Origin of the sequence: Psychrobacillus sp. FSL K6-1415, assembly GCF_038003185.1 — a bacterium.
GTDB classification, from domain to species: Bacteria; Bacillota; Bacilli; order Bacillales_A; family Planococcaceae; genus Psychrobacillus; species Psychrobacillus psychrodurans.
On record NZ_JBBOOQ010000001.1, the window covers coordinates 3,441,572 to 3,463,331 of the forward strand.

Here is a 21,760-nt window from a genome sequence, read left to right on the forward strand (position 1 = left end):
CCTATCGAACAAGCTCTTTTTCATGTGGTAATTTCGTATCCGCGTAAATACTTGTCGGATATTCTCCAGTGAAGCATGCTAAGCATTGCCCACAGTTTTTTTCAGCATCTGATCTACCAATTGCCTCTACCATTCCTTCAACCGATAAGAATGTTAACGAATCCGCTCCGATCAATTCACACATCTCATCAATTGTATTATTAGCAGCAATCAGTTCAGAATCCGAACTAATATCAATGCCATAAAAACAAGGATTCTTCAAAGGAGGAGAGCTAATAACAACATGAACTTCTGTTGCTCCAGCTTCCTTCAACATTTTCACAATGCGACGAGAAGTAGTTCCACGAACAATTGAATCATCTACCATAACTACCCGTTTGCCATTCACAACCTGACGTACTGGTGACAGCTTCATCTTGACACCACGCTCACGCAGGTCTTGTGATGGCTGAATAAATGTTCTGCCAACATAACGGTTTTTAATAAGACCAAGCTCATAAGGAATACCTGTAGCCTCTGAAAAACCAATGGCAGCAGAAATACTTGAATCTGGTACACCTGTTACTACGTCTGCATCAATAGATAATTCTTTTGCAAGCTGCTTACCAAGACGTTTTCTAGCCATATGAATATTAATACCATCAATATCTGAATCAGGACGAGAAAAGTAGACATACTCCATCGTACAAATAGCACGGTCTTTTTTTTCTACATAACGCTCTGAACGACAACCTTCTTCATTTATTACTAATAATTCACCTGGGTCAATCGAACGGACCAACTCTGCACCAATTAAATCGAATGCACTTGTTTCAGATGCAACTACCCATGCACCGTCTAACATTCCTAAAGAAAGAGGTCGCATGCCCTGTGGATCCTGCGCCACATACATCGCATGCTCGGTCATGATAATAACAGCAAAAGCTCCATCTAATAAGCGTAATGCTTGTTTTGCACGATCTTCAAATGAAGCAAGATTACTCTTCTTCAACAAATGCGCAAGAACTTCTGTATCAGATGTTGTTTGGAAAATACTACCCTGCTGCTCTAAGTTACGTTTTAAACGAGTTGCATTTACGATATTCCCGTTGTGTGCAATCGCAAGGCCTCCAGTTGTTGAATTAAATAACAAAGGCTGAACATTTTCAATGCCAGAGCCACCAGAGGTAGCATAGCGAACATGGCCTATTGCAGCATGCCCCTCTAATTTCTCTAGTTTGCCGTTATTAAATACATCGTTTACTAGACCTTCCCCTTTTACTGCACGTAGGTACTTGCCATCCGTCACGATAATTCCAGCACCTTCTTGCCCCCTGTGTTGAAGTGCGTGTAATCCATAATAAGTCATGGCTGCAGGATTTGGATGTCCCCATATCCCGAATACACCACATTCTTCGTTTAAGCCTCTGAGTTCAGCAAGCATGATATTGCTCCTTTCCAAGCGGAACGGAATTCATCAACAGAACCGCTAATCCAAGTAGTTCCGTCTTCATGTGAGATTACTATATTATTAGAATCAGTTACTGTACCAATTTGTACTGCATCTGCTACGATTTCTTCAAACTTCTTAGCATGTTCAGGTTTTACCGTTACGATAAAGCGTGATTGAGATTCACTGAATAACGCACTTGTAGCCGATCCAGTAATAGTTACTTCTACTCCAAGACCAGTAGCACCGAAAGCTTTTTCAGCTAAAGCTACTGCAAATCCACCCTCCGAGATATCATGTGCAGACTGTACAACCTCAGATTTGATTGCGTTTAAAAGAGCTTTTTGACGTGCTACTTCTACTTCTAAATCGATTGATGGTGCTTGTCCAAAAATACGTTTTTCTACTAATTTTTGAAGCTCTGATCCACCAAATTCTGTTTTTGTTTCACCAATTACGTATACAATATCTCCAATTTGTTTCACCGATTGGGTCGTTACATGTGCAAGGTCTTCTACAAGTCCAACCATGCCAATTGTTGGTGTTGGATAAACCGCAGTCCCACTACGTTCGTTATATAAAGATACATTCCCACCGATTACTGGTGATTCTAATGCGATACATGCCTCAGAAATACCGTCTGCTGATTTCTCAATTTGCCAGAAGATTTCTGGATTCTCTGGGTTACCAAAGTTTAAACAGTCCGTAATAGCAAGCGGTTTTGCACCTGAACAAACAACATTTCGAGCAGCTTCAGCTACCGCAATCTTACCGCCAACAACTGGGTCTAAATAGATATAACGTGAATTACAATCTGTTGTCATAGCAAGTCCTTTATTAGTCCCACGAACTCGAACTACCGCAGCATCTGAACCAGGTGTTACAACTGTACTTGTGCGTACTTGATAATCGTATTGATCGTAAACCCATTCTTTAGAAGCAATTGTAGGTTGTTGAAGTAGATTTAGTAAAGTCTCTTTATAATCTGACACTGCTGGCTCTACATTTTCCAACGCTTGGAATTCTGTATAGTAAGCAGGTACTGATGAGGGTTTATAGTAAACTGGTGCTTCTTCTGCAAGTGCATCTGCAGGTACATTTGCTACTATTTCTCCGTTATGAATTAAACGAAGCATTTTATCACTTGTAACTTTACCAACCGCTACACAATCTAGGTCATATTTTTCAAAGATTTTAACAATCTCATCTTCACGGCCTTTTTTCACAACGATTAGCATACGTTCCTGTGATTCAGAAAGCATCATTTCATAGGCTGTCATCCCAGTTTCACGTTGTGGTACGAAATCTAAGTTCATTTCTACACCGAAGCCAGCTTTAGAAGCCATTTCTGCAGACGAGGAAGTTAATCCTGCTGCTCCCATATCTTGAATACCAATTAATGCATCCGATTTAATCACTTCTAAACAAGCCTCTAATAGAAGTTTCTCCATGAAAGGATCTCCTACTTGAACGGCTGGACGTTTTTCTTCAGAAGCTTCAGTTAACTCTTCCGATGCGAATGTCGCTCCATGAATACCGTCACGTCCAGTTTTTGCACCAGCGTACATTACTGTGTTACCTTCACCAGCTGCAATCCCTTTTTGAATATCCTCATGATTGATCAGTCCTACACACATTGCATTAACAAGTGGATTTCCTTCGTAACAGTCGTCAAATTGAATTTCTCCGCCTACTGTTGGAATTCCGATACAGTTACCATAGCCAGCGATACCAGCTACTACCTCTTCAAACAAGTATTTCACACGCGGAGTCTTTAACTCTCCAAAACGAAGTGAATTAAGCATTGCAATTGGACGTGCTCCCATTGAAAAAACATCACGGATAATACCGCCTACGCCTGTTGCTGCACCTTGATAAGGTTCAATCGCAGATGGATGATTATGAGACTCCATTTTGAATACGACTGCTTGACCATCGCCAATATCAACAATTCCAGCACCTTCACCCGGTCCTTGTAAAACATGTTTCCCTTTTGTAGGGAACTTACTTAAAACAGGTTTAGAGTTTTTATACGAACAATGTTCCGACCACATAACTGAAAATAACCCAGTTTCAGTATAGTTCGGTAGACGACCAAGAATTTTCTCAACCATTTCAAATTCTGAATCTGACATACCCATTTGAGCATATATTTTTTGTTCTTTAATTTGCGTTGGATTTGGTTCAAGCATGACTGACATGAGTTTCCCTCCACTGTTTCACTATTGATTTGAATAATGCTAATCCATCTGATCCACCTATTAGTTCATTTACAGCGCGTTCTGGATGTGGCATCATACCAAGGACATTTCCCTTTTCATTGACAATACCTGCGATATCTTCGATGCTTCCATTAGGACCCTCTGATGCGTATTTAAAAACAATTTGATTGTTAGCTTTTAATCTAGCAAGTGTTTCTTCGTCGCAATAATAGTTTCCTTCACCATGTGCAATTGGAATTTGAATTATTTCGTCTTTTTCATATACAGTTGTAAACTGAGTTTCATTGTTCACGACTTTTAAGTCAACTGTACGACACATGAATTTTAGGTTTTTATTGCGTAGAAGGGCTCCAGGTAGTAATCCGGCTTCTGTTAGCACTTGGAATCCATTACAAATACCTAGAACAGGTTTACCAGCCTCAGCTGCTTTAACGACTTCTGACATAACATTTGATTGGTTAGCCATAGCTCCACAGCGTAAATAATCGCCGTATGAGAATCCGCCTGGCAATAAAATACCATCAAAACTGCTTAAATCTTTTGCATCATGCCAAACATATTCTACTTCTTCCCCAAGCTCGTCTTTGATCGCGTGATACATATCTAAATCACAGTTCGATCCAGGAAATACGATTATCGCAAACTTCATTTGCTTACAGCCTCCTCAACTTCATAACGATAGTCTTCGATTACTGTATTAGCTAAAAGCTTTTCACACATTTCCTTTATTACTGAATCTATGTCACGTGTTCCCTCTTCAATTTGAAGCTCTAAAAATTTCCCTATACGAACGTCCTTCACTTCTTTATAGTCCATCGAGTGAAGAGCTCCCATAACTGCAGAACCTTGTGGATCTAAAACACTTTCACGTAATGTCACATATACTTTAACTTTTTTCATTTTGATAATCCTCCTAGGCGGGAAAGTATTATTTCATAAACTTCTGTTAAGCTTCCTAAATTACGTCTAAACACATCTTTGTCTAGTTTGTTATTTGTTTTGTCGTCCCACAATCTACAAGTGTCGGGAGAAATTTCATCCGCAAGTAGGATTTCTCCGTTTGCTGTTTTTCCAAACTCTAGTTTAAAATCGATTAGGGTAACTCCTATTTCCTTGAAAATGGGCATCAGCACTTGATTGATTTCTAATGCTTTTGATTGAAGGGTATCTATTTCCTCTGGTGTAGCAAGTGCTAGTAATTCTAGATGAGCATTTGTTAATAAAGGATCTCCGAGTTCATCATCCTTGTAATAAAATTCCACGATAGTGTGCTTTAAAGGTGTTCCCTCTTTAATTCCTAATCTCTTTGATAGACTACCAGCTGCAATATTACGGACTACTACTTCAAGTGGAATGATATCCACTTTGCGAACAAGTTGCTCATTGTCTGAGATTTGTTCTACAAAGTGGGATTCAATTCCTTGACTTTTTAACTGCTCAAAAAGGATAGTAGTGATTTTATTGTTTAAAATACCTTTTCCATCGATGTTTTCCTTTTTCTCACCGTTAAATGCTGTAGCACTGTCCTTATATGATACAAAGAGGATATTTTCATCCTCTGTTTCGAATAATTGTTTTGCTTTACCTTCGTATAATAGGCGACCTTTTTCCACTTTCAATTCCCCCTAATCAATTTAAAGCTTAGTTAAGTCCTAAACGTTCAAAAATCATATCTACATGTTGAATGTGATAGTTATAGTCAAAGCAATCATCTAGCTCTTCTTTTGATAACAATGAAGTAACTTGCTCATTCGCATCTACAAAAGTACGGAAAGCAGTTTGAGACTCCCACGCTTGCATCGCAAGTGGTTGTACAGTATCATATGCCGTTTCACGAGCTAGCCCTTTATCAATTAATGCTAACAAAACTCGTTGAGAGTATATTAGACCTAAAGTTGAATCCATATTGCGTTTCATGTTTTCTGGGAACACAGTTAAGTTTTTCACAATATTACCAAAGCGGTTTAACATATAGTTAAGTGCAATTGTTGCATCAGGTAAGATTACTCGTTCTGCAGACGAATGAGAAATATCTCTTTCATGCCATAAAGCAACATTTTCATATGCCGTCATCATGTAGCCTCGGATAAGTCTTGATAACCCAACCATGTTTTCAGACCCAATAGGATTACGCTTATGTGGCATTGCAGAAGAACCTTTTTGACCTTTTGAGAAGAATTCCTCTACTTCACGTGTTTCTGATTTTTGAAGACCACGAATTTCTGTAGCAAATTTCTCGATTGATGTAGCAACTAATGCGATAACACTTAAGTATTGTGCATGACGATCACGTTGTAATGTTTGAGTAGAAATTGGTGATGCGGCTAAACCTAATTTTTCACATACATATTGCTCTACAAACGGATCAATATTTGCATATGTTCCAACAGCACCGGACATTTTACCTGTTTCAATTACTTTTGCAGCAGCTTCAAATCGTTCTAGGTTACGTTTCATTTCCTCAGTCCATAGAGCTAGCTTTAGTCCGAAAGTAGTTGGCTCTGCATGAACTCCATGCGTACGTCCCATCATTACTGTGTATTTATGCTCTTTTGCTTTGTTTTCTAAGATTTCGATAAAGTTTTCAATATCTTTACGTAAAATAACATTTGCTTGTTTAATAATATAAGAAAGAGCTGTATCTACTACGTCAGTAGAAGTCAGACCGTAATGTACCCACTTGCGCTCTTCTCCTAAAGTTTCTGATACGGCACGAGTGAACGCTACTACGTCATGTCTAGTTTCTTTTTCAATTTCTAAAATACGGTCTACGTCGAAAGAAGCATTTTTACGAAGAAGAACTGTGTCTTCTTTAGGAATATCTCCAATTTCAGCCCAAGCTTCACAGGCAAGAATTTCTACTTCTAACCATGCATTATATTTATTTTGTTCTGTCCAAATTGCTCCCATTTCCGGGCGTGTATAACGTTCTATCATTTAACTTCCTCCTAGGCTATAACCAAATTTTAGATTGTTCTATCTCCATTAATGTCTGTTCAATATCTGATGATAGGATGGTGACATGTCCCATCTTTCTATTCTCTTTCGCTTCGTTTTTGCCATATAAATGAATTGACCAGTTGGGGTATTTGGAAAGATTATTCGTCACTGGAATCACATGCTGTCCCAATATGTTCACCATAACTGTTCCTGTCCAAAGTTTTGGTTCTCTTAGTGGCCATCCGCAGATTGCTCTTACATGCTGATGGAATTGAGAAATATTGCATGTTTCAATCGAGTAATGGCCAGAGTTATGTGGTCTTGGTGCCAATTCGTTTATTAATAATTTATTATTCTCTAAAACGAACATTTCAACCGCAAGTGTGCCTATTAAATTTAGATGGTTAGCAATTTTTTCAGCAGCCTCTATTGCCATTGAAGCAAGTGATTCATCAATACGCGCTGGAACAATCGTTTCGTGCAAAATATGATTTACATGAATATTTTCACCAATTGGTAAGCAGTATGTTTCACCATTTCCATTGCGCTGTACAATGACCGAAATTTCTTTAGTAAATGGTACAAATGCCTCTGCGATACATGCAGAATGAGCAAACAAATTTTTAGCTAAGGTTAGTTGTTCCTTCGATTGAATTGTTTGCTGCCCTTTGCCGTCATATCCTCCACGAGAGGTTTTGACTACGCATGGAAAGCCGACTTTATCGATTCTTTGTTCTAGCTCTTCATACGTACTAGCTTCGACAAATTTCGCAACTGGCACGCCAGCTGCCTGAATTTCTGTTTTTTCAAGAATACGATCTTGTGTAATTCTCACTAATTCCGCTCCTTGAGGAACATAAGCAATCTCTGATAGTCTTTTTAATCCAGCATAATCTATATTCTCAAACTCATAAGTTATGACATCACTTACCTCTGCTAACTCCTCTAACGCAGCCTCGTCATTGTATGACGCAACAATCTGTATATCGGAAACCTGTCCGCAAGGTGAATCTATCATAGGATCTAAAACTGCTACCTTAAATCCAGCTTCCTTTGCAGCTAATGCCATCATTCTACCAAGCTGCCCTCCACCAATTATTCCTATCGTCTGTCCCGGATAAATAACTTTTGTCATTGGAGCTCACCATTGCTTTCAAATACTTTGTTTTTCGTATCTTCTCTTCGCTTTTCCAGACGTTCTGCTAACTCATGATCTAGAATAGAAAGGATTTGAGCGGCAAGTAATCCTGCATTTGTAGCTCCAGCCTTTCCAATTGCAACGGTTGCCACCGGCACTCCACCTGGCATTTGAACAATCGATAATAATGAATCTAATCCGTTTAGTGCTTTAGATTGAACTGGCACCCCGATAACCGGAAGTGTTGTCTTAGCCGCAACCATACCTGGTAAATGCGCTGCGCCTCCAGCTCCTGCAATAATGACCTGTATTCCGCGTGATCTTGCTTCCTCTGCATATTCAAACATTAAATCTGGTGTTCGATGTGCAGATACTACTCGTTTTTCATAAGGTATATGAAGCTCTTCAAGAATCTCGCAGCTATATTTCATTGTCTCCCAGTCACTAGAACTACCCATTATCACACCAATTTTTGTATTCAAAATTTATCGTCCCTTCTGTCAAATTCACCTCGGCATCGAAACTAAAACTCAGGCGATTACATCGAGCTTAATGGATTAACCTAAGGCATAAATGTTGTAAGCATAAAAAATTCCCCAAATAAACTACTTTCTCTCTATGAAAGAAAAGCAGTTTACTTAGGGAACATAAATGCCCAGTTTGTGTCGGAAAAAACATAAACAAACACATCCTTTTGCAGTATCCATAAGTCGCTTTCCCTCATAGTCCAGTCATTACGGTGACTTGGTAGAGACGCTAAAGCCAATCCTTTAGCATATATGGGGATATAATCGTCTATTTCTATTCATATTTTAACAAGTTAAATGGAAGACGTCAACGCTTAAATACGAACGATTAATTTTCAGATAACTTTAATGTTCGGTTTTAGGTCTAATTATCGCTTTTATATTTCTTTAATTCCTTTTAACATTATTAATTGTCTTACCGGAATAGGTTGACCATCAACCTCTGCAAAAAGCGGTTCCTCTCTCCGTCCAGCGATCTGGAAACCATCTCTAGTCATTCTTTCTATACACTCAGTAATGCTTTCATTCTCTCCCACTTCAAACCATTTTGTCTCTTTCTTCATTTAAATAATTTTCCTTTCTTCACTGATTTTACCCAAAATCCACCGTGAATCGTTTTAGCTTCATATGCGATGATAAATATTTTCGGATCAAGTTCTTTAAGTCTCATATATAGCTTTAACTCGTATTTACGAGGAGTTAAGATTTGAAGAGCTTGTCTATTCCCTTCACGCCCATTTGCTTGCCAATCTGTCACACCATAGCCTTCTGCTCTTAAAATTTCTGGTAATTTTAATTCCATTTCTGTGGAGATCGCATTAACCATAATATAACCAAGTGCCATTTTCTCTTCAATTTTAGTACCAATGATAACTCCTGTTCCATATCCTACCGCATAAGCAATCAAGTTTTGAACTTCATTTAAATTATCTAAAACTAAACCCAGCCCTACTATATATATAACCACTTCTACCATACTTATAAAAGCAGCAATATAGCGGTAACCCTTCAGTGTAAGAATCATTCGCAAAGTAAAGAATGTCACGTAGACAATATTGATAACAAAAATTATAACTACCATCAAAATTGCTGATGAATCCACCCAACCAACTCCTACTATTTGTTTTTATATTGTTCTTCATTATCGCATATAGAGTCACAATTTCAAGGAATTCAAGCTATAACGAGTGTTTTACACAGTAATTTTGACTATACTTCTAATAAATTTTAAATATTCTGATGACAAATTATATAATAGATAGTACAATACACTAATTGAGTGAAGTGTTAAAATGAAGAATAGTTGTACTCTTATTTCATGAAGATTAGTAAAAGTGTCACCAATTTCAAAATAGGGGGATCAGACAATGCATGGACAATTTAGGAAAAGATATACACAAACAACTCAGGAACAAAAGATGTATGCAGTTCTAGAAGTTCTAAAAAATGGACGAGGGCGTAAAGAGCTAGCATTAGAATTGAATGTAAGCGTCAATTCAATCACTACATGGATAAGAAAATTTAAAGAAGCTGGAGAGAATGGTTTCTCCTCCTACTCACAAGAAGAAATAATGCGACTTAAAGAGATAGAAAAAAAATACAATGAACAGAAGGCACTGGAGTTGCTTAAAAAGCTTCCCATTTATATACACTTGAAAAAGCTTCCATATCCTAAAATGGTAAAGAAGCTTTGAAAGATATTTTCTTATTCTTAGCAACTACTATATTAAAACCTTTTACTATTCTGAATAGAGTGAGCATGTAGCAAATTGAAGAAACTCTTTCTTAAAAGTGACTATAGTGCTCTAGAATGAAATTAAGCTCGGAAATTTTTACTCTCTTATATCAACTTACAAAAAAGTAGGTACCGATAACTCGGTACCTACTTTTTCTTTAGTGCCAGCGGCTCTTACTCTCTCATAGGGGGAGACCCCCAACTACCATCGGCGCAAGAGCTTTACTTCCGTGTCCAAGGCTGCGAAAGCAGATGGACGGCAGATTTCTTCGCCAGCCGCACTCGTTCAATTCTCGCGTATGTTATACGCTCCGAGTCTCTCTCATTTGCTTCCTTGAACTCTTTGCCCCTCTACTTTCTCGCATACTTTCTTATATAGATAGAGTGCCTACGGCATATACGGCTTATTTCTAAATACAAAAAAGTCGTTACCGATAATTCGGTAACGACTTTCTCTTTTGTGCCCAGCGACGTCCTACTCTCACAGGGGGAGACCCCCAACTACCATCGGCGCAAGAGCTTTACTTCCGTGTCCAGGGCTGCGAAAGCAGATGGACGGCAGATTTCTTCGTCAGCCGCACTCGTTCAATTCTCGCGTATGTTATACGCTCCGAGTCTCTCTCGTTTGCTTCCTCGAACTCTTTGCCCCTCTACTTTCTCGCATACTTTCTTATAGAGATAGACTGCCTACGGCATATACGGCTTATTTCTAAATACAAAAAAGCCGTTACCGATAATTCGGTAACGACTTTCTCTTTTGTGCCCAGCGACGTCCTACTCTCACAGGGGGAGACCCCCAACTACCATCGGCGCTGAAGAGCTTAACTTCCGTGTTCGGTATGGGAACGGGTGTGACCTCTTCGCCATCATCACTAGACAGATTCGGCTTTCAATACACATCGTACTTCTTCGTCAACTTCATTCGTTCGGTCAGTCACATACTTTAGTATGTTCCTTTCCTCTCTCAATTGTTTCCTCGAATTACTCGTGTCTTGAAACCCTCATAATAAATAGAGTGTTTGTTCACTCAAAACTGGATAAACGACATTGTTACGTTAAACAAATTTGGTTAAGTCCTCGATCGATTAGTATTCGTCAGCTGCACGTGTCGCCACGCTTCCACCCCGAACCTATCTACCTCATCGTCTTTGAGGGATCTTACTTACTTGCGTAATGGGAAATCTCATCTTGAGGGGGGCTTCGTGCTTAGATGCTTTCAGCACTTATCCCGTCCACACATAGCTACCCAGCGATGCTCTTGGCAGAACAACTGGTACACCAGCGGTGTGTCCATCCCGGTCCTCTCGTACTAAGGACAGCTCCTCTCAAATTTCCTACGCCCACGACGGATAGGGACCGAACTGTCTCACGACGTTCTGAACCCAGCTCGCGTACCGCTTTAATGGGCGAACAGCCCAACCCTTGGGACCGACTACAGCCCCAGGATGCGATGAGCCGACATCGAGGTGCCAAACCTCCCCGTCGATGTGGACTCTTGGGGGAGATAAGCCTGTTATCCCCGGGGTAGCTTTTATCCGTTGAGCGATGGCCCTTCCATGCGGAACCACCGGATCACTAAGCCCGTCTTTCGACCCTGCTCGACTTGTAGGTCTCGCAGTCAAGCTCCCTTCTGCCTTTACACTCTTCGAATGATTTCCAACCATTCTGAGGGAACCTTTGGGCGCCTCCGTTACACTTTAGGAGGCGACCGCCCCAGTCAAACTACCCGCCTGACACTGTCTCCTACCCGGGTTACGGGTATGGGTTAGAATTTCAATACAACCAGGGCAGTATCCCACCGACGCCTCCTCCGAAGCTGGCGCTCCGGGCTCTAAGGCTCCTGCCTATCCTGTACAAGTTGCACCAAAATTCAATATCAAGCTATAGTAAAGCTCCACGGGGTCTTTCCGTCCTGTCGCGGGTAACCTGCATCTTCACAGGTACTATAATTTCACCGAGTCTCTCGTTGAGACAGTGCCCAGATCGTTACGCCTTTCGTGCGGGTCGGAACTTACCCGACAAGGAATTTCGCTACCTTAGGACCGTTATAGTTACGGCCGCCGTTTACTGGGGCTTCAATTCGCACCTTCGCTTGCGCTAAGCACTCCTCTTAACCTTCCAGCACCGGGCAGGCGTCAGCCCCTATACTTCACCTTACGGTTTTGCAGAGACCTGTGTTTTTGCTAAACAGTCGCCTGGGCCTATTCACTGCGGCTCTTCTAGGCTATGCACCCAAAAGAGCACCCCTTCTCCCGAAGTTACGGGGTCATTTTGCCGAGTTCCTTAACGAGAGTTCTCTCGCTCACCTTAGGATTCTCTCCTCGACTACCTGTGTCGGTTTGCGGTACGGGCACCTATCACCTCGCTAGAGGCTTTTCTTGGCAGTGTGAAATCAGGAACTCCGGACATACGTCCTCGCCATCACAGCTCAATGTTATAGAATGCGGATTTGCCTACATTCACACCTTACTGCTTGGACATGCATAACCAACAGCATGCTTACCCTATCCTTCTGCGTCCCCCCATTACTCAAACGGTGGTTTGGTGGTACAGGAATATCAACCTGTTATCCATCGCCTACGCCTATCGGCCTCGGCTTAGGTCCCGACTAACCCTGAGCGGACGAGCCTTCCTCAGGAAACCTTAGTCATACGGTGGACGGGATTCTCACCCGTCTTTCGCTACTCATACCGGCATTCTCACTTCTAAGCGCTCCACCAGTCCTTCCGGTCTGACTTCAACGCCCTTAGAACGCTCTCCTACCACTGATACCAAAGGTATCAATCCACAGCTTCGGTGATTTGTTTAGCCCCGATACATTTTCGGCGCAGCGTCACTCGACCAGTGAGCTATTACGCACTCTTTAAATGATGGCTGCTTCTAAGCCAACATCCTGGTTGTCTAAGCAACGCCACATCCTTTTCCACTTAACAAATACTTTGGGACCTTAGCTGGTGGTCTGGGCTGTTTCCCTCTTGACTACGGATCTTATCACTCGCAGTCTGACTCCCAAACATAAATCATTGGCATTCGGAGTTTGTCTGAATTCGGTAACCCGGGATGGGCCCCTAGTCCAAACAGTGCTCTACCTCCAAGATTCTAACGTTTGAGGCTAGCCCTAAAGCTATTTCGGAGAGAACCAGCTATCTCCAGGTTCGATTGGAATTTCTCCGCTACCCACACCTCATCCCCGCACTTTTCAACGTGCGTGGGTTCGGACCTCCAGTAAGTGTTACCTTACCTTCATCCTGGACATGGGTAGATCACCTGGTTTCGGGTCTACGACCACATACTCATTCGCCCTATTCAGACTCGCTTTCGCTGCGGCTCCGTCTTCTCAACTTAACCTTGCATGTAATCGTAACTCGCCGGTTCATTCTACAAAAGGCACGCTATCACCCATTAACGGGCTCTAACTACTTGTAGGCACACGGTTTCAGGATCTATTTCACTCCCCTTCCGGGGTGCTTTTCACCTTTCCCTCACGGTACTGGTTCACTATCGGTCACTAGGTAGTATTTAGCCTTGGGAGATGGTCCTCCCGGATTCCGACGGAATTTCACGTGTTCCGCCGTACTCAGGATACACTCAAGAGAGAATGAATTTTGGACTACGGGGCTTTTACCCTATCCTGCGGACCTTTCCAGATCGCTTCGTCTAACTCATTCCTTTGTAACTCTATGTAGAGTGTCCTACAACCCCAAGAGGCAAGCCTCTTGGTTTGGGCTATTCCCGTTTCGCTCGCCGCTACTCAGGGAATCGATTTTTCTTTCTCTTCCTCCAGGTACTTAGATGTTTCAGTTCCCTGGGTGTGTCTCAGATGCGCTATGTATTCACGCAAATGTACTGCTCCATTACGAACAGTGGGTTTCCCCATTCGGAAATCTCCGGATCAAAGCTCACTTACAGCTCCCCGAAGCATATCGGTGTTAGTGCCGTCCTTCGTCGACTCCTAGTGCCAAGGCATTCACCGTGCGCCCTTATTAACTTAACCTAAAAGTTAAAAAGTCTTACACGTTGTGATTACGTAAATAATCACAACAGAATTTCTTGTTGTTTATTGTTTCAATGTCGTTTTATCCAGTTTTCAAAGAACAAAGGTTTGCTCACTTTGCGACGAGTAATCGCAGGAGCAAGAGATGAATCTTCATATAAAAATGAACATTCAAAACTGAACTGCAAAACGTTAAGATACGAATAAAGATTCGTATTCCGATATTATCCTTAGAAAGGAGGTGATCCAGCCGCACCTTCCGATACGGCTACCTTGTTACGACTTCACCCCAATCATCTGTCCCACCTTCGGCGGCTGGCTCCCGTAAGGGTTACCCCACCGACTTCGGGTGTTACAAACTCTCGTGGTGTGACGGGCGGTGTGTACAAGGCCCGGGAACGTATTCACCGTGGCATGCTGATCCACGATTACTAGCGATTCCGGCTTCATGTAGGCGAGTTGCAGCCTACAATCCGAACTGAGAACGGTTTTATGGGATTTGCTCACCCTCGCGGGGTTGCGACCCTCTGTACCGTCCATTGTAGCACGTGTGTAGCCCAGGTCATAAGGGGCATGATGATTTGACGTCATCCCCACCTTCCTCCGGTTTATCACCGGCAGTCACCTTAGAGTGCCCAACTGAATGCTGGCAACTAAGATCAAGGGTTGCGCTCGTTGCGGGACTTAACCCAACATCTCACGACACGAGCTGACGACAACCATGCACCACCTGTCACCGCTGTCCCCGAAGGGAAAAGCCTATCTCTAGGCCGGTCAGCGGGATGTCAAGACCTGGTAAGGTTCTTCGCGTTGCTTCGAATTAAACCACATGCTCCACCGCTTGTGCGGGCCCCCGTCAATTCCTTTGAGTTTCAGTCTTGCGACCGTACTCCCCAGGCGGAGTGCTTAATGCGTTAGCTGCAGCACTAAGGGGCGGAAACCCCCTAACACTTAGCACTCATCGTTTACGGCGTGGACTACCAGGGTATCTAATCCTGTTTGCTCCCCACGCTTTCGCGCCTCAGCGTCAGTTACAGACCAGAAAGCCGCCTTCGCCACTGGTGTTCCTCCAAATCTCTACGCATTTCACCGCTACACTTGGAATTCCGCTTTCCTCTTCTGTACTCAAGTCCCCCAGTTTCCAATGACCTTCCACGGTTGAGCCGTGGGATTTCACATCAGACTTAAAGGACCGCCTGCGCGCGCTTTACGCCCAATAATTCCGGACAACGCTTGCCACCTACGTATTACCGCGGCTGCTGGCACGTAGTTAGCCGTGGCTTTCTAATGAGGTACCGTCAAGGTACGAGCAGTTACTCTCGTACTTGTTCTTCCCTCACAACAGAGTTTTACGATCCGAAAACCTTCTTCACTCACGCGGCATTGCTCCATCAGACTTTCGTCCATTGTGGAAGATTCCCTACTGCTGCCTCCCGTAGGAGTCTGGGCCGTGTCTCAGTCCCAGTGTGGCCGATCACCCTCTCAGGTCGGCTACGCATCGTCGCCTTGGTGAGCCGTTACCTCACCAACTAGCTAATGCGCCGCGGGCCCATCCTGTAGTGACAGCGAGATGCCGTCTTTTAACATCTCCCCATGTGAGGAAATGGATTATTCGGTATTAGCCCCGGTTTCCCGGAGTTATCCCAATCTACAGGGCAGGTTGCCCACGTGTTACTCACCCGTCCGCCGCTAAATCAGAAGAAGCAAGCTTCTTCGTCATTCGCTCGACTTGCATGTATTAGGCATGCCGCCAGCGTTCGTCCTGAGCCAGGATCAAACTCTCCATAAGATCTGGATGACGTTACGCAGCACATTGCTTTGTCAGCTTCACTCGTTCGGTCAGTCACGTACACTAGTACGTTCCTTCCCTCTCTCGATCGCTTCCTCGCACTGCACTACGTCTCGTCATCCAGCGAATAGAACTAGTTTAAAAGCTCATTTTGTTTTGCTGGCATCATCATTAAATGATGTCAAAATTGTTTTGCTATCAGACTAACAAAGTTAGCTGATAAGCTGTATGTCTTAACGTTTTGCATGTTCAGTTTTCAATGTTCATGTTGTTGTAAGTTGTCGTCTTGTTTCAGCGACCTTTGTATCTTAACACCCTTTTAACAACTTCGTCAACACCTTTTAGTAAAGAAGTTGTGTAAAATATTATGATAACACTTTATTCTGACAAATGCAACAATAAGTTAGATTTGATTACAACCCTTTAGAACACTAGCTTCATAGCACTACTATAAACTTAAATTAGTCTATTTTTTTAGTATTAAACTTTATGAGTTTAGTTTAACTCAGTATATTATATCTTCTTATTTGTATTTCATCATAAACTTAAATACGTTTAAGCCACCCAATTCTTTTACATGACAACCATTCCCTAATTAATAACTCTCTTTATAGAAGAAACAAAAAAAGAGAGGCAAGATGCCCCCTCTTTGTTGAAACATTTTATAGGAAAATAAAGTAACAAAGGAATATTACCCATAGTCCATACATAATTGGATGTATTTCTTTAATACGTCCAGCAACGATCATTGTAATTGGGTAAAATAAGAATCCAATTGCGATACCTGTTGCAATAGAATATGTTAATGGCATTGCAATAATTACGAAGAATGCAGGCACTGCAACTTCGAATTTCTTCCAATCTATATTCCCTAAGGAAGATACCATTAGCACACCAACTATTATTAATGCCGGTGCAGTAACATAAGAAGTAACTACGCTTAATATTGGATAGAAGAATAATGCCAATAACATTAATACTCCTGTCACTACTGCTGCAAATCCTGAACGAGCACCAGCTGCTACACCCGCAGTCGATTCTACATAACTAGTAGTAGTAGAAGTTCCTGCTACCGCTCCAGCTGTTGTAGCGATTGCATCTGCTAGTAGCGCTTTACCCGCACGCGGTAATTTGTTATTTTTCATCAATCCAGCTTGGTTTGCTACAGATATTAATGTTCCAGCTGTATCAAAGAAGTTTACAAACAAGAAAGTGAGTACTACAACTAAGAATTGCGTTGTTAATAAAGAAGTTGGATCGTTAAAAATTGGATCAAGTGCAGCCCCAAATGTTGGGCTGACATCTGGAATACTACTAACGATTCCAGTTGGTAATGGTACTAGGCTGAAAATCATCCCAACGATTGCAGTAATTAGCATTCCGTAAAAAATTCCGCCCTTAACGCCTTTTACCATCATAATTACAGTAATTACAAGACCAAAAATTGTTAATAATATATTAGGATCTGTTAAGTCTCCTAGACCTACGATTACAGAAGGATCACTAATGATAATCTTAGAGTTTTGCAAACCTACGAAGGTTATGAATAAACCAATTCCAGCGCCAACTGCAAATTTTAGCTCCGTTGGAATTGCATTGATAATTGTTTCACGAATACCGGTTAAAGAAAGAAGAATAAAGATAATACCTGCTACAAAAACTCCGGTTAAAGCGATTTGCCACGATATCCCAAAATCCAAAACAACTGTAAAAGCAAAAAATGCATTTAATCCCATTCCTGGCGCAAGTGCGATTGGGTATTTTGCTAGTACGCCCATTAATATAGAACCAAGACCTGCCGCTAGTGCAGTAGCTGTAAACACAGCTCCTTTATCCATATGCATAAAATCAGGTAATCCTTCAACCGACTCAAGTGATAGTATCATTGGGTTAACTACAAGAATATACGCCATTGCTAGGAAAGTTGTTAAACCACCAATAATTTCACTGCGATAGTTAGTTCCTAATTCTTCAAACTGAAAATACTTTTTCATAATTTCCTCCAGTTATTGTCCGTATAACAGAAAAAAGCAGACGACTAGTGAATCAGTCGTCTGCTTTAGTATCTCTAGTAAGGGAAAAATTATTCTTCTTCCACTTAATCGTAGTCGAATCATTTACGGTGATTCGGTAGAGACTTTTGGGCCTTATTCCCAACGTTATACGACGACATAATTAAATTATGTTAGTAATATAACATCATTATTTTAGAAAATCAATACAGAATCCGAACATTATTCAAATAAACAACAAAATAGTTCGTTAATATGTTAATTCTAAGAGTTCAAAAAACAAAACACTGACGTATATTTCAGCCATAGTATAATAAATGAATCTGACCGATAATCTCAATTTCGTATAGAGGGAGTGTGAATAATGATAAAAATCGAACGACTATTGTCTATACTAGTTGCCTTGTTAAATAAAGAAGTAGTTTCAGCCGATGAACTAGCCAAAAAACTAGAAGTAAGTAAAAGAACGATTTATAGAGATATTGTATCATTAGGATTATCTGGCCTCCCAGTCATAACCATTCATGGTCGAAATGGAGGTGTTGGACTGATGCCATCCTACAAGATGGATAAATATTTGTTTTCAGATAAGGAGAAACTAAAAATTATAGAATCTTTAAGAATGCAACATAATATATTACAAGAGGATAACCAAGTTCTCATTGAAAAGCTAGAGAATTTAAAGGGTGATGAATCTTTTAGTAACCTTTCCTTCTACTCTCCTACCATCCATAGAACAGAAATAGAACAAGAGACCAAAGAAAAGCTAACTACTTTAAGAGGTGCCATATCACAGAAAAAAAAGTTAAAAATAAAGTACATTTCTTTAAATGGAGATATTACTAGCCGCGTTATTTCTCCTAGTAACATAGTTCTAACAAATGGTAGTTGGTATTTGGAAGCGTATTGTGAAAAAAGAAAAGATAGAAGAATGTTCAAACTTACTCGAATTAGAGAGCACCTCTTAATAGATGAAAAATCTATCCAAAGTGAAGGAAAAGAAATTGACTTAACAACTATTTACGAGCAGGTTGAGTTAATTTTCCATAGAAATCAATTAGGGAAATTATATGATTTTTTTTTGGATGAAGAAATTGAAATACAAAATAATTATATAAAGGTCAATTTCAAATATGATAGCAATAGAAATCTGATTCCTTTTTTATTAATGTTCGGTAGTACTGTTGATGTGATTAACCCACAAACATTGAAACAAGAATATTACAATGAATTGAATAAAATCCACAAAAAAATAAATGATGACAATCAGTTGTCATATATACCATGATATATTCCTTTTAGAAGGGTGGAGATTTTAAGTGAAGGATACTAAAGTAATCTATGGAAATAAGGTTAGAACAAACAATAATGATAGTAGTATATTCTCGAAGAAGTGGGAGGAATTTTTACAGAATAAAGTAAATAGCGATATTTATGCAGTCTATAGTAACTATGAAAGTGATTTTACCGGTGACTTTGACTTTATGATTGGAACGGAAGAAATGGCTGGAGAAGATAGCATCACTATTGATAATGGAGAATATTACGTTTGGGAAGTAGAATCTAAAGATCTTAATGGCGTTGGGATGGCATGGAAAGAAATTTGGGAAAGTGATATACCGAGAGCTTATAAAACGGATTTTGAAATTTATAAAACTAACGGAAGTATAGCCATTTATTTATCTGTTTTACCTAAGTCTTAAAAAAAGCCTTGTGTCCTTTTGCAATATGGACACAAGGCTATTATTAATTAACTATTCCCATTAATAGTAGCTGGGGCTTACACTAAATGTCATACACTACGAGGTTAGTGTGAGGTGATACTACATTAAATCGAAACAATACTTGCGGAGTTTCAGGTTACATATATTGCAGGTAGAGCGTAGTACTCCCTAAGTCATGAACGAAGCAATCGAGGATGGAATAGTTGCAAAAAGATTTCTCATTATAAGAAAAAGTAAATTGTTGGAAGAAAACTTTAATGATACACTTGATTCATTGGTGTTATTTACTTTATTGGAAAAGTGGGGATGGCGATATAAAAAAAATATTATCTTTCATGGATTGGGGCATATTTGCCCTGCGTTTATACCATTATATTTTGCTATTGTCGCAGTTTTTCACAGAAAGTGAGCTTTCGAACAGAACATTGTTAAACTTCATCTGGTTGATGATGGCACTTATCATCCCTATGATATTTTGGTTTCCTCAACGAAGGATGAACAAAGTCTGGTTCTGCATACTGGAGCTATTGCTAGGCGGTTCTTATTATGTGAATTCCGTCTTCGATCCGGATTTGACATCAAAAGCAGACTACTTGTTACCGAGTCTTACAATGGGATACTTATTGACTAAGCAGACGTTTTGGATCATTCCTGCGGTTACTTTGATTCCTTTTACCTTTCAGTCTTTCTTAAGATTACCTTGGGAACAAACCCTAAGTATCGGAGCAGACAATCTGTTATTCTGCTTCATCGGCTTATGGGTAAGCTTAATAGCCAAAGCGTATTATCAGAAAGATGAACTGGTAGCTGAAGTGGAGCAACAAAATAAGCTGTTAACCCACTATGCAGATGAGATTGAGAAGATGACTTTACTTGAAGAGCGCAACCGCATGTCCAAGGAACTTCATGATACACTGGGGCACTCCTTTATCTCACTCATTATGAGTCTTGATGCTTCCATTGCCCTTTTGGATCGCAAACCTACCGAGGTAAAAGGTCGGTTAATTCGTTTAAGAGCATTAGCTGAACAAAACCTGGACGAAATGAGAAACATTGTCCACGAGATGGGAGAAGAAGAGGAGTCGAATCTTACACGACAAGTTGAGGCGCTTGCGGTCAGTTTCCGGGAGTACACTGGAACAGTCCTCACTTTGAGTCTGTTTGGAACAGAGCAGCCGATGCGTTTTGAAGTGCGACAAACTATCCTTCGAGTCATTCAGGAGTCTTTTACAAACGCACTAAAACATGGAAAAGCGTCTCAACTGCATTTGGAGCTTCGATTTTCCAAGTCCAATTTGCAATTGTTAATTCAAAATAATGGAAAACCTATTGAAAACAATTTGGAATATGGCTTTGGCTTGACTACTATGAAACATCGAGTTGAGCGATTGGGAGGTAGACTGTTTGTGTCACCTAAAGTGGGAAATGCAGCAATCACCGAAGTCAGTTGTGAAATTCCGCTGAAAGGATTGATGCTGCATGGCGAAAATTAAAGTGTTGCTTGCCGATGATCAGGAATTAATTCTGGAGAGTCTGCACATAGTACTCTCCATGGAAGAAGATTTAGAAATTGTCGGGTTAGCCAAGAATGGCGAAGAAGCAATTAAAGGCTGTGAGCAGTATCAGCCAGATATTGTGCTGATGGATATCAATATGCCGGTCATGGACGGCGTTGCCGCAACTGCCATGATAAAAGAACGGATACCTGCAATCAAAGTTATTATGCTGACCTCCTATCGAGAAGTAGAGTATGTATTGGCAACATTAAGCCATGGAGCAGAAGGTTATCTGCTGAAAGCTATTCATCCTAGGGATCTGGCTGCAGGCATACGGGTAGTTCATGCGGGAGGGACTTTAATCACTCAGGAGATGGCGAGTAAAATGATTAAAAGTATGAACAATAACTCCTCCACAAAAAGTAATGAATACGGACTCAGTACCCGTGAAATTGAAGTGCTGCATAAGCTGGCTTTAGGCTTGCGCAATCAAGACATTGCTGAGGCACTATTTCTTAGTGAAGGAACTATTAAAAATTACATCTCAACCATTTATTCGAAACTTAATGTGAGTGGAAGGCGTGAGGCCGCCCGTAAAGCCCGAGATTCCGGAATCATGGATCATTAAGAAACTGATATCTAAGAAGCTAGCAACTTATTATTGTTGCTGGCTTTTTTGGTCATGTTTAAATAATGACAAAAGCTCACTTTCTCTTTATGACTTTTTCAGCCTATACTCATAACTATCAAGCAA

The 21,760-nt window shown here is 40.8% G+C and carries 16 protein-coding genes, 3 rRNA genes and 2 riboswitches; of the genes, 5 read left to right on the forward strand and 14 right to left on the reverse strand.

The window, feature by feature from the left end:
- Position 1: 1 nt before the first annotated feature.
- The 10 genes from purF to MKY60_RS16750 all read right to left on the reverse strand — a co-directional run bounded on the left by purF (position 2) and on the right by MKY60_RS16750 (position 9,337).
- Complete coding sequence (purF, locus tag MKY60_RS16705; protein WP_093495225.1) at positions 2–1,423, reverse strand: amidophosphoribosyltransferase; 1,422 nt, start codon at positions 1,421–1,423, stop codon at positions 2–4.
- Positions 1,399–3,630 carry a phosphoribosylformylglycinamidine synthase subunit PurL gene (gene purL / locus MKY60_RS16710; protein WP_241598272.1) on the reverse strand — a complete coding sequence of 744 codons (2,232 nt, stop codon included), beginning with the start codon at positions 3,628–3,630 and terminating at the stop codon, positions 1,399–1,401. The genes purF and purL overlap by 25 nt, the downstream gene beginning before the upstream one ends.
- Complete coding sequence (purQ, locus tag MKY60_RS16715) at positions 3,614–4,300, reverse strand: phosphoribosylformylglycinamidine synthase subunit PurQ (protein ID WP_340930660.1); 687 nt, start codon at positions 4,298–4,300, stop codon at positions 3,614–3,616. The genes purL and purQ overlap by 17 nt, the downstream gene beginning before the upstream one ends.
- Positions 4,297–4,551: a phosphoribosylformylglycinamidine synthase subunit PurS gene (gene purS / locus MKY60_RS16720; RefSeq protein ID WP_090567985.1), complete on the reverse strand. Its 255-nt coding sequence runs from the start codon at positions 4,549–4,551 to the stop codon at positions 4,297–4,299. Before purS ends, purQ begins: the two co-directional genes overlap by 4 nt.
- Entirely contained in the window at positions 4,548–5,264 is a 717-nt protein-coding gene (gene purC, locus MKY60_RS16725) for a phosphoribosylaminoimidazolesuccinocarboxamide synthase (protein WP_093495228.1), read from the reverse strand. Before purC ends, purS begins: the two co-directional genes overlap by 4 nt.
- Positions 5,265–5,292: 28 nt before the next feature.
- A complete protein-coding gene (gene purB, locus MKY60_RS16730) occupies positions 5,293–6,588 on the reverse strand; it encodes an adenylosuccinate lyase (RefSeq protein ID WP_241598270.1) in 1,296 nt (431 codons plus the stop codon).
- A 16-nt stretch (positions 6,589–6,604) separates the two neighbouring features.
- Positions 6,605–7,726, reverse strand: a complete 1,122-nt coding sequence (gene purK, locus MKY60_RS16735) for a 5-(carboxyamino)imidazole ribonucleotide synthase (protein ID WP_093495230.1) — start codon at positions 7,724–7,726, stop codon at positions 6,605–6,607.
- Complete coding sequence (purE, locus tag MKY60_RS16740; protein WP_090567971.1) at positions 7,723–8,211, reverse strand: 5-(carboxyamino)imidazole ribonucleotide mutase; 489 nt, start codon at positions 8,209–8,211, stop codon at positions 7,723–7,725. The genes purK and purE overlap by 4 nt, the downstream gene beginning before the upstream one ends.
- Positions 8,212–8,432: 221 nt before the next feature.
- Positions 8,433–8,532: riboswitch (purine riboswitch) on the reverse strand.
- 101 nt (positions 8,533–8,633) lie between these two features.
- Positions 8,634–8,819 carry an NETI motif-containing protein gene (locus tag MKY60_RS16745; protein WP_093495231.1) on the reverse strand — a complete coding sequence of 62 codons (186 nt, stop codon included), beginning with the start codon at positions 8,817–8,819 and terminating at the stop codon, positions 8,634–8,636.
- Complete coding sequence (locus MKY60_RS16750) at positions 8,816–9,337, reverse strand: DUF2179 domain-containing protein (protein WP_445678011.1); 522 nt, start codon at positions 9,335–9,337, stop codon at positions 8,816–8,818. The genes MKY60_RS16745 and MKY60_RS16750 overlap by 4 nt, the downstream gene beginning before the upstream one ends.
- A gap of 286 nt (positions 9,338–9,623) precedes the next feature.
- On the opposite strand from MKY60_RS16750, the gene MKY60_RS16755 reads away from it, so the two are divergent.
- Positions 9,624–9,950, forward strand: coding sequence for a transposase (locus tag MKY60_RS16755; protein WP_090567962.1), 327 nt, complete (start codon positions 9,624–9,626; stop codon positions 9,948–9,950).
- Between the two features lie 802 nt (positions 9,951–10,752).
- Here MKY60_RS16755 and rrf read toward each other — a convergent pair.
- The 4 genes from rrf to MKY60_RS16775 form a co-directional block, all read right to left on the reverse strand.
- Positions 10,753–10,868 (reverse strand): 5S ribosomal RNA (gene rrf / locus MKY60_RS16760).
- A gap of 188 nt (positions 10,869–11,056) precedes the next feature.
- Positions 11,057–13,985, reverse strand: a 23S ribosomal RNA gene (locus tag MKY60_RS16765).
- A 234-nt stretch (positions 13,986–14,219) separates the two neighbouring features.
- Positions 14,220–15,774 (reverse strand): 16S ribosomal RNA (locus tag MKY60_RS16770).
- The 16S, 23S and 5S rRNA genes sit together here, the layout of an rRNA operon.
- A gap of 662 nt (positions 15,775–16,436) precedes the next feature.
- Positions 16,437–17,768 carry an NCS2 family permease gene (locus tag MKY60_RS16775; RefSeq protein WP_241600174.1) on the reverse strand — a complete coding sequence of 444 codons (1,332 nt, stop codon included), beginning with the start codon at positions 17,766–17,768 and terminating at the stop codon, positions 16,437–16,439.
- A gap of 91 nt (positions 17,769–17,859) precedes the next feature.
- Positions 17,860–17,961, reverse strand: a riboswitch (purine riboswitch).
- A 189-nt stretch (positions 17,962–18,150) separates the two neighbouring features.
- Between MKY60_RS16775 and MKY60_RS16780 the strand changes: the two genes are divergently transcribed.
- The 4 genes from MKY60_RS16780 (at position 18,151) to MKY60_RS16795 (ending at position 21,634) form a co-directional block, all read left to right on the forward strand.
- Entirely contained in the window at positions 18,151–19,074 is a 924-nt protein-coding gene (locus MKY60_RS16780) for a helix-turn-helix transcriptional regulator (RefSeq protein WP_340930668.1), read from the forward strand.
- A gap of 31 nt (positions 19,075–19,105) precedes the next feature.
- Positions 19,106–19,489 carry a GyrI-like domain-containing protein gene (locus MKY60_RS16785; RefSeq protein WP_093496742.1) on the forward strand — a complete coding sequence of 128 codons (384 nt, stop codon included), beginning with the start codon at positions 19,106–19,108 and terminating at the stop codon, positions 19,487–19,489.
- Between the two features lie 278 nt (positions 19,490–19,767).
- Entirely contained in the window at positions 19,768–21,003 is a 1,236-nt protein-coding gene (locus tag MKY60_RS16790) for a sensor histidine kinase (RefSeq protein ID WP_340930670.1), read from the forward strand.
- The gene (locus tag MKY60_RS16795; protein WP_340930672.1) at positions 20,990–21,634 is read left to right on the forward strand and encodes a response regulator transcription factor; all 645 of its coding nucleotides are present in this window, start codon (positions 20,990–20,992) and stop codon (positions 21,632–21,634) included. Before MKY60_RS16790 ends, MKY60_RS16795 begins: the two co-directional genes overlap by 14 nt.
- Positions 21,635–21,760 lie beyond the last annotated feature (126 nt).